Annotated in this window: 12 protein-coding genes; 7 read left to right on the top strand and 5 right to left on the bottom strand. The window is 66.5% G+C overall.

Annotation, left to right across the window (positions count from 1 at the left end):
- Nucleotides 1-15 precede the first annotated feature (15 nt).
- Complete coding sequence (gene infA / locus MCIT9_RS02915; RefSeq protein ID WP_286293397.1) at nucleotides 16-234, bottom strand: translation initiation factor IF-1; 219 nt, start codon at nucleotides 232-234, stop codon at nucleotides 16-18.
- A gap of 35 nt (nucleotides 235-269) precedes the next feature.
- On the opposite strand from infA, the gene MCIT9_RS02910 reads away from it, so the two are divergent.
- The 7 genes from MCIT9_RS02910 to MCIT9_RS02880 all read left to right on the top strand — a co-directional run bounded on the left by MCIT9_RS02910 (nucleotide 270) and on the right by MCIT9_RS02880 (nucleotide 6,235).
- The gene (locus MCIT9_RS02910) at nucleotides 270-1,499 is read left to right on the top strand and encodes a YihY family inner membrane protein (RefSeq protein WP_317705931.1); all 1,230 of its coding nucleotides are present in this window, start codon (nucleotides 270-272) and stop codon (nucleotides 1,497-1,499) included.
- Nucleotides 1,500-1,562: 63 nt separating this feature from the next.
- Complete coding sequence (locus MCIT9_RS02905) at nucleotides 1,563-3,293, top strand: acetolactate synthase 3 large subunit (protein ID WP_317705930.1); 1,731 nt, start codon at nucleotides 1,563-1,565, stop codon at nucleotides 3,291-3,293.
- The gene (gene ilvN, locus MCIT9_RS02900) at nucleotides 3,293-3,787 is read left to right on the top strand and encodes an acetolactate synthase small subunit (RefSeq protein ID WP_317705929.1); all 495 of its coding nucleotides are present in this window, start codon (nucleotides 3,293-3,295) and stop codon (nucleotides 3,785-3,787) included. Before MCIT9_RS02905 ends, ilvN begins: the two co-directional genes overlap by 1 nt.
- Before the next feature lie 28 nt (nucleotides 3,788-3,815).
- On the top strand, nucleotides 3,816-4,832 hold the full coding sequence (gene ilvC, locus MCIT9_RS02895; RefSeq protein WP_317705928.1) for a ketol-acid reductoisomerase: 1,017 nt from the start codon (nucleotides 3,816-3,818) through the stop codon (nucleotides 4,830-4,832).
- A 166-nt stretch (nucleotides 4,833-4,998) separates the two neighbouring features.
- Nucleotides 4,999-5,766 (top strand): CDP-diacylglycerol--serine O-phosphatidyltransferase, encoded by a 768-nt coding sequence (gene pssA, locus MCIT9_RS02890; protein ID WP_317705927.1) that lies wholly within the window; start codon nucleotides 4,999-5,001, stop codon nucleotides 5,764-5,766.
- Between the two features lie 8 nt (nucleotides 5,767-5,774).
- Nucleotides 5,775-6,017 carry a type II toxin-antitoxin system HicA family toxin gene (locus tag MCIT9_RS02885; protein WP_317705926.1) on the top strand — a complete coding sequence of 81 codons (243 nt, stop codon included), beginning with the start codon at nucleotides 5,775-5,777 and terminating at the stop codon, nucleotides 6,015-6,017.
- Entirely contained in the window at nucleotides 6,017-6,235 is a 219-nt protein-coding gene (locus MCIT9_RS02880) for a type II toxin-antitoxin system HicB family antitoxin (RefSeq protein WP_317705925.1), read from the top strand. Before MCIT9_RS02885 ends, MCIT9_RS02880 begins: the two co-directional genes overlap by 1 nt.
- A gap of 9 nt (nucleotides 6,236-6,244) precedes the next feature.
- Here the strand turns inward: MCIT9_RS02880 and MCIT9_RS02875 are convergent, their stop codons facing one another.
- The 4 genes from MCIT9_RS02875 to MCIT9_RS02860 all read right to left on the bottom strand — a co-directional run bounded on the left by MCIT9_RS02875 (nucleotide 6,245) and on the right by MCIT9_RS02860 (nucleotide 12,065).
- Complete coding sequence (locus MCIT9_RS02875; RefSeq protein WP_317705924.1) at nucleotides 6,245-6,547, bottom strand: DUF3240 family protein; 303 nt, start codon at nucleotides 6,545-6,547, stop codon at nucleotides 6,245-6,247.
- 133 nt (nucleotides 6,548-6,680) lie between these two features.
- The gene (locus MCIT9_RS02870; protein WP_317705923.1) at nucleotides 6,681-9,728 is read right to left on the bottom strand and encodes an efflux RND transporter permease subunit; all 3,048 of its coding nucleotides are present in this window, start codon (nucleotides 9,726-9,728) and stop codon (nucleotides 6,681-6,683) included.
- Between the two features lies 1 nt (nucleotide 9,729).
- The gene (locus MCIT9_RS02865) at nucleotides 9,730-10,806 is read right to left on the bottom strand and encodes an efflux RND transporter periplasmic adaptor subunit (RefSeq protein ID WP_317705922.1); all 1,077 of its coding nucleotides are present in this window, start codon (nucleotides 10,804-10,806) and stop codon (nucleotides 9,730-9,732) included.
- Nucleotides 10,791-12,065 (bottom strand): TolC family protein, encoded by a 1,275-nt coding sequence (locus tag MCIT9_RS02860; protein WP_317705921.1) that lies wholly within the window; start codon nucleotides 12,063-12,065, stop codon nucleotides 10,791-10,793. Before MCIT9_RS02860 ends, MCIT9_RS02865 begins: the two co-directional genes overlap by 16 nt.
- Between the last annotated feature and the right edge of the window lie 465 nt (nucleotides 12,066-12,530).

Here is a 12,530-nt window from a genome sequence, read left to right as displayed (position 1 = left end):
GGCGGGCGGGACAGCTCATTTGAGGCGGAAGGTGATCCGGCCCTTGGTGAGATCGTAAGGCGTCATTTCCACCTTGACCCGGTCGCCGGTTAGGATGCGGATGTAATGCTTGCGCATCTTGCCGGAGATGTGGGCGGTGATCACGTGACCGTTGTCGAGCTTGACCCGGAACATGGTGTTCGGTAGGGTCTCGATCACGGTGCCTTCCATTTCGATGACGTCTTCTTTGGCCATAAACCTTGTCTGCTGCTCGTTCCGGTTAAGGTAAAGTGCCCGAATCTTACCACGGTTACCGACGGGCGGCCAACGCCCTCCGCCGCGCCGCCGCCTTCTGGCGCTATTTCTGGCACCGCTTCGGCGAGAGCCACTGCACCCACAGCGCCGCCGCCCTCTCCTACACCACCCTGCTGGCGCTGGTGCCGCTGCTGGCGCTGTCCCTGGCGATCTTCACCGCCTTCCCCGCCTTCCACGAGATCAGCGACCGGCTGATGGACGCCCTGTTCGAGCAGCTGGTGCCGGCGGCGCGGGAGACGATCCAGCAGTATGTTTACACCTTTGCCGACAAGGCCAAGAAGCTCACCGGCCCCGGTATCCTGTTCCTGATCGTCACCGCCCTGATGCTGATGATCACCATCGAAAAGTCGCTCAACGAAATCTGGCGGGCGCCGCCTTACCGGGCGATTCACCGCCGGCTGCTGGTGTACTGGTCGGTGCTGACCCTGGGGCCGCTACTGCTGGGGGCGGCGGTGGCGGTCACTTCCAGGCTGATGGCCCAGGCCCATTGGGGGATGGTTGGGCCGGCCTTCGGGCTGCTGAAACTGCTGCCCTTCCTGTTTGAGGCCGTCGCCTTCACCCTGTTGTATCTGGTGGTGCCCAATGCCCGGGTCAAGGTCAGGCTGGCCGTCGCCGGCGGCGCCCTGAGCGCCGCCCTGTTCGAGCTGGCCAAGGCCGGATTCACCGCCTACATCACCCGCTTCCCCACCTACGAGGCCATTTACGGGGCGCTGGCGGCGGTGCCGATCTTTCTGGTGTGGCTGTACCTGTCGTGGATGGTGACCCTGGCAGGGGCCCAGTTCACCTTCTGCCTGCACACCTTCCGGGACGGCGCGGAGGAGAACGCCGTTCCCGTGCCTGAGCACGATCTCGATCTGGCCTACGGCCTGCTCAAGCGGATCTGGCGGGGCCAGCGCGACGACCGCTTGCCGACCGAGGCGGATCTGGCCCGCCACTGGCCGGCCCTGAATCCGGCGGCGCTGGACCGGATCCTGCAGATTCTCCAGGCTAATGGCTGGCTCGCCCGCGACGAAGGTGGCGCCTGGCTGCTGCGGCGCGATCCCCATCTCCATTCCCTGGCGGACCTCTACCACAGCCATCCTTACATCCTGCCATCACCGATCCGGGCGCAGGCCGAACTGCGGCCGTTGCTGACGCCGGTGGGCGATACGCTCGAGCGCAGCTTCGACGTCCCCCTGGCGCGCCTGTTCGAGGCGCCGCCTTGACGGCAAGCCAATCAATACAGTAGATTACTGGGCTATTTCTCCATAGGAAACCAGGTATCAGCGGTGGAACTGAGCGGCGCGCAAATCGTGGTCCAGGCCTTGAAGGACGAGGGGGTCGAATACATCTTCGGCTATCCCGGCGGGGCGGTATTGCACATCTACGACGCCCTTTTCGGCCAGGAAGACGTCAGGCACGTGCTGGTGCGCCACGAGCAGGGCGCCACCCACATGGCCGACGGTTACGCCCGCGCCACCGGCAAGCCCGGCGTGGTGCTGGCCACTTCCGGTCCCGGGGCCACCAACCTGGTGACCGGGATCGCCACCGCCTACATGGACTCGATCCCGATGGTGGTGCTCACCGGCCAGGTGCCGACGCCGGTGATCGGCAGCGACGCCTTCCAGGAATGCGACACCGTCGGCATCACCCGTCCCTGCGTCAAGCACAACTTCCTGGTGAAGGACCGCCGCAAGCTGGCCGAGACCATCAAAAAGGCGTTCCACATCGCCACCACCGGCCGTCCCGGCCCGGTGCTGGTGGACATTCCCAAGGACATCACCGACCCGAACATCAAGATTCCGTATCATTATCCGGAGTCCGTCTCGCTGCGCTCCTACAAGCCGAAACTGCACGGTAATCCGCGCCAGATCAAGAAGGCGGCGGAGCTGATCCTCGAGGCCAAACGCCCCATGATCTATGCCGGCGGGGGCGTGGTTCTGGGCGAGGCATCGGCGGAGCTGACCGAATTCACCCGCCTGCTGGGTTTCCCCATCACTCTGACGCTGATGGGGCTGGGCGCCTATCCGGGCACCGACCGCCAGTTCCTCGGGATGCTGGGGATGCACGGCACCTACGAGGCCAACATGGCCATGCACGAGTGCGACGTGCTCATCGCCATCGGCGCCCGTTTCGACGACCGCGTCACCGGCAAGCTGGACGAATTCTGTCCCTACGCCAAGATCATCCACATCGACGTGGATCCGGCCTCCATCGCCAAGAACGTGCCGGTGGACATTCCCATCGTCGGTCACGTGAAACCGGTCCTGGCCGACCTGATCGCCGCGCTGCGGGCCAGCGGCAAACAGCCGGATGCAGAAGCCCTGGCGGCCTGGTGGGAGAAGATCGAACGCTGGCGCGCCGTCGATTGCCTGCGTTACGACCGCGAAAGCCCGCTGATCAAACCCCAGTACGTCATCGAACAACTGTGGGAGGTGACCCGGGGCGAGGCCTATGTCACCTCCGACGTGGGCCAGCACCAGATGTGGACGGCCCAGTACTACAAATTCGACAAGCCGCGCCGCTGGATCAATTCCGGCGGCCTGGGAACGATGGGTTTCGGAATGCCGGCGGCCATCGGGGTCAAGCTGGCCCACCCCGACAGCGACGTGGTCTGCGTCACCGGCGAGGCCAGCATCCAGATGTGCATCCAGGAGCTGTCCACCGCCCTCCAGTACAAGACCCCGATCAAGATCGTCAATCTCAACAACCGTTACATGGGCATGGTGCGGCAGTGGCAGGAATTCAGCTACGAGAGCCGTTATTCCCATTCCTACATGGACACCATCCCCGACTTCGTGCGCCTGGCCGAGGCCTACGGCCACGTGGGTATGCGGATCGAGAAGCCCGAGGACGTGCGCCCGGCGCTGGAGGAGGCGATGCGCCACCGCGACCGGCTGGTGTTCCTGGACTTCATCACCGACCGCACCGAGAACGTCTATCCGATGGTGGAGGCCGGCAAGGCCCAGCACCAGATGCGCCTGCCGCCGTGGATCAACGTGGACCGGGAGCTGGCCTGATGCGTCACATCATTTCCCTGCTGTTGGAAAACGAAGCCGGCGCCCTGGCCCGGGTCGCCGGGCTGTTCGCCGCCCGCGGCTACAACATCGAGGCCCTCACCGTGGCCCCCACCGAGGACCCCACGGTGTCACGCATGACCATCGTCACCCGCGGCGACGAGCGCATCATCGAGCAGATCACCAAACAGCTCAACAAGCTCATCGACGTCATCAAGCTGCTCGACATCTCCGAATCCGGCCATATCGAGCGCGAGCTGATGCTGCTCAAGGTCCGCACCCACAACGGCCACGACCGCGAAGAGCTCAAACGCCTCGCCGACATTTTCCGTGCCCGCATCATCGACGTCACCCCCCGTTCCTACGTCGTCGAAATGACCGGCGACAGCGCCAAGCTCGACGCCTTCCTAGGCAACTTGTCGCCGAGTCAGATCATCGAGGTGGTGCGCTCGGGGCCGACGGGCATCCTGCGCGGCGAGCGCGGCTTACATCTATAAATAACCTATCAACGAACAGGGGACTTCCATGCAGGTTTACTACGACAAAGACGCCGATCTTTCCATCATCCGCGCCAAAAAAGTCACCATCATCGGTTACGGTTCCCAGGGCCACGCCCACGCCAACAATCTCAAGGATTCCGGGGTGGACGTCACCATCGGCCTGCGTCCCGGCTCCCAGTCCTGGGCCAAGGCGGAGAAGGCGGGGCTGACTGTCAAGCCGGTGGAAGAAGCGGTCCAGGGGGCCGACGTGGTCATGGTGCTGGCGCCGGACGAGCACCAGCCCAAGCTGTACAAAGAACAGATCGAGCCCAACATCAAGCAGGGGGCGGCGCTGGCCTTCGCTCACGGTTTCAACATCCACTTCCAGCTGATCGAGCCGCGCGCCGATCTCGACGTCATCATGATCGCCCCCAAAGGCCCCGGTCATCTGGTGCGCGCCACCTATACCCAGGGCGGCGGGGTGCCGACGCTGATCGCGGTGTACCAGGACGCCAGCGGCCAGGCCAAGGACATCGCCCTGTCCTACGCCTCCGCCAACGGCGGGGGACGGGCCGGCATCATCGAGACCAGTTTCCGCGAGGAAACCGAAACCGACCTGTTCGGGGAGCAGGCGGTCCTGTGCGGCGGCGCCACCGCCCTGGTGCAGGCCGGCTTCGAGGTGCTGACCGAGGCGGGTTACGCCCCGGAGATGGCCTACTTCGAGTGCCTCCACGAACTCAAGCTGATCGTCGATCTGATGTACGAGGGCGGCATCGCCAACATGCGCTACTCCATCTCCAACACCGCCGAGTACGGCGACCTGACCCGCGGCCCGCGCGTCATCAACGCTCAGACCAAGGAAGAGATGAAGCGCATCCTCAAGGAAATCCAGAACGGTGAATTCGCCCGGGAATTCATTCTCGAGAACCAGGCCGGCTGTCCCACCCTCAAGGCTAAACGCCGGCTGGGCAAGGAGCATCCCATCGAGGCAGTAGGCGAGAAGCTGCGGGCGATGATGCCCTGGATCAAGGCCAACCGGCTGGTGGATCAGGAAAAGAACTGATTGCGGCGGCAGTGGCGGTGCCTGGGTGGCGGGGACGGACCTGTGGGGCGTACCCGGCCTGGACGGCCGGATATCGAGCGTCCAGGGATGGATGTACCGCGTCCCCACAGGTTCGTCCCCGCCGCGCCTTGCAGGATGAGCGACCGATGAAGTGGTGGTAGAGGCTATGGCCGCTTCCCATTCCGGCAAACGCCGCCGCGGCATCTACCTGCTGCCGAACCTGTTCACCACCGGCTGCCTGTTCTGCGGCTTCTACGGCATCACCGCGGCCATGAACGGTCATTTTGCACTGGCGGCGACGGCCATCTTCGCCGCCATGATCATGGACGGGCTCGACGGCCGGGTCGCGCGCCTCACCCACACCCAGACCGCGTTCGGCGCTGAATACGACAGCCTGTCGGACATGGTGTCCTTCGGCGTGGCGCCGGCCTTGGTGATGTACCTGTGGTCCCTGTCGAGCCTGGCCAAGCTCGGCTGGTTCGCCGCCTTCGTCTATGCCGCCGCCACCGCGCTGCGGCTGGCGCGCTTCAACACCCAGATCGGGGTCGAGGACAAGCGCTACTTCCAGGGACTGCCCAGCCCCTCGGGAGCCGCCATCGTCACCGGGTTCATCTGGGTCGGGGAGACCTACGGCCTGCAGGGAGAGGCGATGCGCTACGTGGCGACGCTCATCACTCTGGCCGCCGGCCTGCTGATGGTCAGCAATTTCCGCTACTACAGCTTCAAGGAGTTCGACATCCGCCGCCGGGTGCCCTTCGTGGTCATCATCGCCATCGTTCTGGCGCTGGCGGTGGTCGCCACCCAGCCCCAGCTGGTGCTGTTCCTCGCGTTTGCGATTTACGCGGCCTCAGGGCCGGTGTGGACCTTCATCGAACTGCGCCGCCGCCGCAGTGTTGTCCGTCAGCGTCTCAAGCGGCGTCGGGAGCGGATATAGCATTCCGCATGACACAAAAGGAAAAATTGCTTGAAGCAATACGGCGCAATCCAAGAACGGTTCGGTTCACCGATGCCTGTCGAGCCGCTGAAATACTGGGGTTTACCTATGAGGGCGGGAAAGGCTCCCACCGTGTGTTCAAACGTCGAGGCGAGTTAGTTCAGTTGAACTTTCAGAACCGTGGTGGTTATATTCCTGTCTACCAAGCGCGTCAGCTAATCGCAATGATAGAAAAGTATGGAGCCAAGTGATGCCTTCCTGCCGCTATTTGATTGAAATATTTTGGAACGAGGAGGATCAAGGGTATATCGCTGTGGTTCCCGATTTACCGGGGTGCTCCGCTTTTGGCGAGACGCCGGAAACAGCATTGCGGGAAATCCAGGATGCAATGGAAGCCTGGATCGAGGCATGCCGGAAATCCGGAGAGCCCATCCCAGCGCCCCGCGCCCAGCCCCAGCAAGCTGCCTGAGCGGTTATCTTAAACCTCTCCCTCCCGCATCACCGGTACCACCCAATAACGAATTCCGCTGCCACCGAAATGGCGCGCCAGATCTGCCAGCAGCTCATCAAGGCGCGCCTGGTCCACGCACAGCTGAAACCGCACCTGGTGCTTGCGGCCGGCCACCTGCTCGGCCAGGCTCAGGTTTTCCAGGGCGCGGGAGTGGCCGAAAAGGTGGCTGCTGGTGAAGCCATAGCGGGGTTCGTGTTCCAGCAGCCAATCCACCACCGGCTCTTCCAGGCCTGGGTCGGCCACCAGCGTCAATTGGTATAGCTCGCTCATCAAAAAAACCTCTCGTTGGAATGGATGAGGAGGCAGGTGTGGCCCTTCGGGGTGTACGCGGCCCGGACGGCCGCGTTCAAGCCTCCAGGGAAGGATTCACGGCGTCCCCGAAGGGCCATACCCGCCTCCTGGTTCATGCATCCCCAAACCGCCGGTACAGAATCGGCAGCACGATCAGGGTCAGGGCGGTGGACGATACCAGGCCGCCGATAACCACGATCGCCAGGGGGCGCTGGATCTCCGAACCGGGGCCGGTGGCGAACAGCAGCGGTACCAGCCCCAAGGCGGCGATGCTGGCGGTCATCAGCACCGGCCGCAGCCGCCGCATCGCCCCCTGCACCACCACCGTCTCCAGCGGCTTGCCCAGCGCCCTGAGCTGGTTGAAATGGGTCACCAGCACCACCCCGTTGAGCACCGCGATCCCCAGCAGGGCGATGAAACCCACCGAGGCCGGCACCGACAGGTATTCCCCCGACATCCACAGTCCCACCACACCGCCGATCAGGGCCAGGGGGATGTTTCCCAGCACCAGCAGCGCCTGACGCACCGAGGCGAAGGTGGAAAACAGCAGCAGGAAGATCAGGCCGATGGCCGCCGGCACCACCAGTGCCAGGCGGCGGGCGGCGCGCTGCTGGTTCTCGAACTGGCCGCCCCACTCGAGGAAATAACCGGTGGGCAGCTCGATTTCCTCGGCGACGCGGCGTTTGGCTTCCTCCACGAAGCCTACCAGATCCCGGCCTTTGACGTTGGCGCGCACCACCGCATAGCGCAGCCCCCGTTCCCGCTCCACCGCCACCACCCCCTCCCGGGGTTCGAGGCGGGCCACTTCAGTCAGGGGCACCGTGCGGCCGTCGGGCAGCGCCACGGTCAGGGCGCGGAGGCGCTCGGGATCGCCGGGGCCCCGCAGCAGCAGCGGGGTGCGCTGGATGCCCTCCTGCACCACTCCCAGGCGCAGCCCCTCGATCTGGCTCCGTAGCAGGCGGGCCAGGGTGTCGGCGTCGAGGCCGAAACGGCCGGCGGCGCTGCGGTCGATGGCCACCTCCAGGAACCGCATCCCCTCGTTGCGCCGGGTCATCACGTCCACCGCCCCCGGCACCCGGCTGACCACTTCGACGATGCGCTCGGCGGTGCGGTTGAGCCGCTGCAGGTCATCCCCGAACAGCTTGATGGCCACGTCCCCCCGCACCCCGGTGAGCATCTCCGTCACCCGCATCTGGATCGGCTGGGTGAAGCCGTAGGCGATGCCGGGGAACTGCTCCATCACCCCGCGCAGTTTGTCGATCAGGGCCGCCTTGTCGGGCACGCTCCATTCCGCCCGCGGCTTGAGCACCAGGAAGTGGTCGGTTTCGTTGAGCCCCATGGGGTCGAGGCCGATCTCGTCGGAACCGACCCGGCTGACCACGCGCTCGACCTCGGGCACCTGTTCCCACAGCGCCTTCTGGATCGCCAGGTCCAGGCGCACGCTTTCGGTCAGATTGATGGAGGGTAGCTTTTCGGTCTGGATGACGATGTCGCCTTCGTCCATGACCGGCATGAAGGTCTTGCCCAGCTGCAGATACAGGCCGACTGCCACCAGCAGGGCCGCCGCCGCGCCCCCCAGCACCCAGCGGGGATGGGCCAGGCTCCAGTGCAGGATGGGGCGGTAGCGCTGGTGAAGCCAGCGCGGCAGCCACGGTTCCCGGTGGGGCAGCGCCTTGAGCAGATAGGAGGCCAGCACCGGGATCACCGTCAGCGACAGGAGCAAGGAGCCGCTGAGGGCGAAGACGATGGTCAGGGCCACCGGCGTGAACAGTTTGCCTTCCAGCCCCTGCAGGGTCAGCAGCGGCAAAAAGACGATGACGATGATGAGAATGCCGGCGGTGACGGGCGCGGCCACCTCCCGCACCGCCCGGTAGATGAGGTGCAGGCGCGGCAGGCGCGCGGTGCGGGTTTCATCCCCCAGCTGGGTGGCGATGTTCTCCACCACCACCACGGCGGCGTCCACCAGCATCCCGATGGCGATCGCCAGCCCGCCCAGGCTCATGAGGTTGGCAGAGAGGCCGAAGAAGCGCATCAGCAGAAAGGTGAACAGCGCCGCCAGGGGCAGGATCAGGGCCACGGTGAGAGCGGCGCGCAGATCGCCGAGGAACAGCACCAGCAGGATCAGCACCAGCACCACCGCCTCCACCAGCGCCTTGGTGACGGTGTGCACCGCGCGGTCCACCAGCTTGCCGCGGTCGTACAGCACCCGGATGCGCACCCCCGGCGGCAGGCCGGCCTCCAGCTGCTCAAGCTTGGCCCGCACCGCTTCCACCACCTGGCCGGCGTTGGCGCCCCGCAGGCTCAGCACCAGGCCCTCGACCGTCTCGCCCTCGCCATCGGCACTCAGGGCGCCGTAGCGGGTCAGGGCGCCGATGCGGACCTCGGCCACGTCACCGACGCGTACCGGCGCCCCGCCGCGTTCGGCCACCACGATGCGGCGCACGTCCTCCAGGGTCTGGATGCGGCCGCGGCTGCGGACGATCAGGGATTCCTCCCCGGTTTCCAGGCGCCCGGCGCCGTCGTTGCGGTTGTTGCTTGCCAGGGCGGCGGCCAGCCGGTCCAGGGTGATGCCGGCGGCGGCCAGTTTGGCGGGATCGGGTTTGACCTCGAAGCTGCGCACGTAGCCGCCGAGGACGTTGACATCGGCGACCCCCGGCACCGTGCGCAGGGCCGGGCGGATGACCCAGTCGAGCAGGCGGCGCCGTTCCATCAGGCTCAGGGATTCGCCGTCGAGGGTGAACATGAACATCTCCCCCAGCGGCGTGGTCAGGGGGGCGATGCCGCCCTGGACCCCCGCCGGCAGGTCGCCCCAGACGTTGCCGAGGCGCTCGGCCACCTGCTGGCGGGCCCAATAGACGTCGGTGCCCTCCTCGAAGTCGATAGTGATATCGGTGAGGGCGTACTTGGCGATGGAACGCAGCATCCTCTGGTGGGGAATCCCCAGAAGCTCCATTTCCAGGGGCAGGGTGATGCGGGACTCCACTTCCTCCGGGGTCATCCCCGGGGCCTTGACGATCACCTTGACCTGGGGCACGGAGACGTCGGGGAAGGCGTCGATGGGGAGGCGGCGGGCGGCGTTCCAGCCCAGGCCGGCGAGCACCACGGCGGCCAGCAGCATCAGCAGGCGCTGGGTGAGGGCGAAGCGGATCAAGGCAGCCACGTCATTCCTCCTCCCCGACGCCGAGCCAGGCGGCCTTGAGGGCGGCGGTGGCGCGCACCGCCACCTCCTCGCCGGGACGCAGCCCCGCCTTCACATAGGCCGTCTCGGTCCCCAGCCACAGCGGCGTCACCGGCCGCACCTCGAAGCCTTGGGGGGTGCGGACGAAGACGAAATGGCGGCTCTGATGTTCGATCACCGCGGCCCGCGGCAGTTTCACCGCGCCGTGGGCCGGGGCCGTCAGGCGCGCTTCGAGCCTGCGCCCCGGTCGCAGATCCGCGGGGCGGTCGAGCAGCGCCCGTACCGGGATGGTCTGGTTGGCCGGGTCCACCAGGGTGCCGATGCGGATCACCTGACCGTGGGCGCCGCGCCCGGGGATCTCCACCTCGATCTGCCCGCCGAGGCGGTCGGCCAGGGTCACCGGCACCGCCAGTTCCAGCCACAGGGGATCGGGAACGATCAGATGCAGCAGGGGATCGGCACGGGTAACCCGCTGTCCCACCTTGACGCGGCGTTCACGCACCACCGCCGCCGCCGGGGCGCGCAGTTGCAGGCGGCTGTCGAGGCGGCCGCCGGACAGCAGGCGGTCGATGGCGGCGGTCGTCAGCCCCATCACTTCCAGTTCGAGACGCGCCTGACGGTAGGCGGTGCGGGCCAGCTGCCAGCGTTTCTCCGTCTCCTGCCAACGGCTTTTGGGAATGACGCCGGCCGCGTAGAGCGGTTTTTCCCGCTGCCGGCGGGACTGGGCCACCTTGAGCTCGTGCCAGGCATCCAGCAGGTGCTGCTGGTGCTGAAGCAGTTCTGGACTCTCCAGGACCGCCAGCACCTGGCCGGCCCGTACTGCATCGCCCCGGTCCACCGTCACTGCCACGATCCGCCCGCCCAGGGGGGCGGTGACGAGGCGGTCGTTCTCCGGCGGCACCGTCACCTGCGCCGGCACCCGGCCCAGGGGCACCCGTTCCGCCTTGCGCACGGAGGCGACTTTCAGGCCCAGACGCTGCCATTGGTCGGTGGAGAGGTGCACTTCCTCGGCGAATGCCGCGGTGGTCAGAAACAGCAATGGAATCAGCAAGCGTCGCATGGCAAGACTCCCACGACCTGGTTGTAACGGGCGATAGCGCGGTCCCGGCGGAGGCGCCATTGGCGGGCGTCGCGCAGGGCCTCCTGGGCCAGTTTCTGAATGCGCAGCAGGTCGAGCAGGTCCATCTCCCCGGCGGCGAAGGCCTGGCGGGCCAGCTGCAGGTGCTCCCGGGCCAGCCGGTGGCGGGATTCGGCGGCTTCCAGCTGGAGCCGGTCCACTTGGAGCGCGTGTTCGGCTTCGTGCAGGTCCCGCTCCAGGCGTCGCTGCAGCTCGCCCCGCTGGCTTTCCGCCTCCGCCAGGGTGATGGCTTCGGCGGCGACGTTGGGGGCCTGATAGCGGCCGCCACCGAAGGGGATCGTGAGGTTGGCCATCAGTCCGTGGGTGGTGGGGCCGCCCCGTGCCGCCTTGGCGTGGGTGCCGCCCACGGTGAGATAGACCTGCTGGTTGCCGGTGTCGGACTCAAAGCGGGTCCAGCGCACCTTGGCCTTGAGTTCGGCGATGCGGGCGCCGGCGGCGGCCAGCAGGGGGTGGTCGGCCGGAATGGCGGTGACAGGCGCCCGGGTTTCCCGGAAGTTCTGGGGCACCCGGTCCAGGCGCACCAGATTCAGATAACGGCGGCGGGCGTGCATCCATTCGGCCTCGGCGGTCATGGCCTCGGCCCGGCGGTTGAGCAGCTCGGTCTGGGCCAGCAACAGATCGGCGCGGGCCAGATCACCGGCCTCGACCCGTTTGCGCACGGCCCCCACCAGTTTCTCGTCCACCGCCAGCAGCTGGCGCGCGGTTTCGTAGGCGCTGCGCTTGAGGCGCAGGTCCCACAGGGCTTTGCGCACCAGCCCCGCCACCTGCAGCGCCAGGGCCCGCCGGTAGGAAGCGGCGTGTTTGGCGGCGTGGTCTGCCACCTCGCGGGCGGCGCTGCGCTGGCCCCACTTCCACAGCATGAAGGTGAGGTCATTGTCGATTTCCCAGGCGCCGCTGTCCTCGCCCACCTGGTCGCCGCTGTAGGTGGTGCCGAACATCACGGGGCCTGCCAGAATCCCGCCAGCGCGCCGCCGCCAGGCCCGCGCCTCCTCGCGGAAGGCGGCCGCCAGACGGCTGCGGGGGAAGTTGGCCAGGGCGGTTTCCACCACCTGGGCCAAGGTCAGTTCGGAATCGTAATGGAGTTCGTCCCGGTGGGGGACCAGCAGATCCTCCTGGGCCCGTCCGCCGGCCGCCTGGACCAGCAGACAGGCGCAAAACAGCCAGTGACACAGTTTGCGCACGGTTCTTACCTGTCGGGAAGTTGAATCGCTTCCGGCAAAGCGGGCCGGAAAGCCGCAAGGGTATCAGGACGCCCGTGTGGGCGGGGCGCGACTCGGGGGGGAAGGCGGATGGAAGATGGAATAGAGGCTTAGTCTCCGGATGGGCAGCGGGTTCGTGCGGATCGGTGGAGGATGGGAGGGGCGCCTGCCGAGGACGACAGCCGATTCGGAGGGGAAGACCACTGTTCTTGGGCATACGCCTTTAGCAGCGCACACCAGCACCCCTTCGGCCGGGGCGGCCGACTGTCCGTAAGTAGCGATATGCTCGAGGCCGGGCAGGTGAACCACCGTCGGCGAAGCCTCCGCCCCCACGTGGGCGTGCAGCAGGGGCGCGAACACCTGCAGCAGGCAGAAAAACAGGGTGACGTGAAGGCGCAGCAGGTTCAATTTACGGGCCGGTCAAGATTGCGTCCGGGAAGCTTAGCA

The sequence above is a fragment of the Methylomarinovum caldicuralii genome, from assembly GCF_033126985.1.
In the GTDB taxonomy this organism is placed as follows: domain Bacteria; phylum Pseudomonadota; class Gammaproteobacteria; order Methylococcales; family Methylothermaceae; genus Methylohalobius; species Methylohalobius caldicuralii.
Note: the sequence above shows the minus strand (reverse complement) of the source record. Positions and strands in the feature narration are given on the sequence as shown.

Coding starts and splice junctions, on each gene's coding strand:
- infA (WP_286293397.1), bottom strand. CDS start 234: ATGGCCAAAGAAGACGTCATCGAAATGGAAGGCACCGTGATCGAGACC.
- ilvN (WP_317705929.1), top strand. CDS start 3,293: ATGCGTCACATCATTTCCCTGCTGTTGGAAAACGAAGCCGGCGCCCTG.
- ilvC (WP_317705928.1), top strand. CDS start 3,816: ATGCAGGTTTACTACGACAAAGACGCCGATCTTTCCATCATCCGCGCC.
- pssA (WP_317705927.1), top strand. CDS start 4,999: ATGGCCGCTTCCCATTCCGGCAAACGCCGCCGCGGCATCTACCTGCTG.
- MCIT9_RS02885 (WP_317705926.1), top strand. CDS start 5,775: ATGACACAAAAGGAAAAATTGCTTGAAGCAATACGGCGCAATCCAAGA.
- MCIT9_RS02880 (WP_317705925.1), top strand. CDS start 6,017: ATGCCTTCCTGCCGCTATTTGATTGAAATATTTTGGAACGAGGAGGAT.
- MCIT9_RS02875 (WP_317705924.1), bottom strand. CDS start 6,547: ATGAGCGAGCTATACCAATTGACGCTGGTGGCCGACCCAGGCCTGGAA.
- MCIT9_RS02865 (WP_317705922.1), bottom strand. CDS start 10,806: ATGCGACGCTTGCTGATTCCATTGCTGTTTCTGACCACCGCGGCATTC.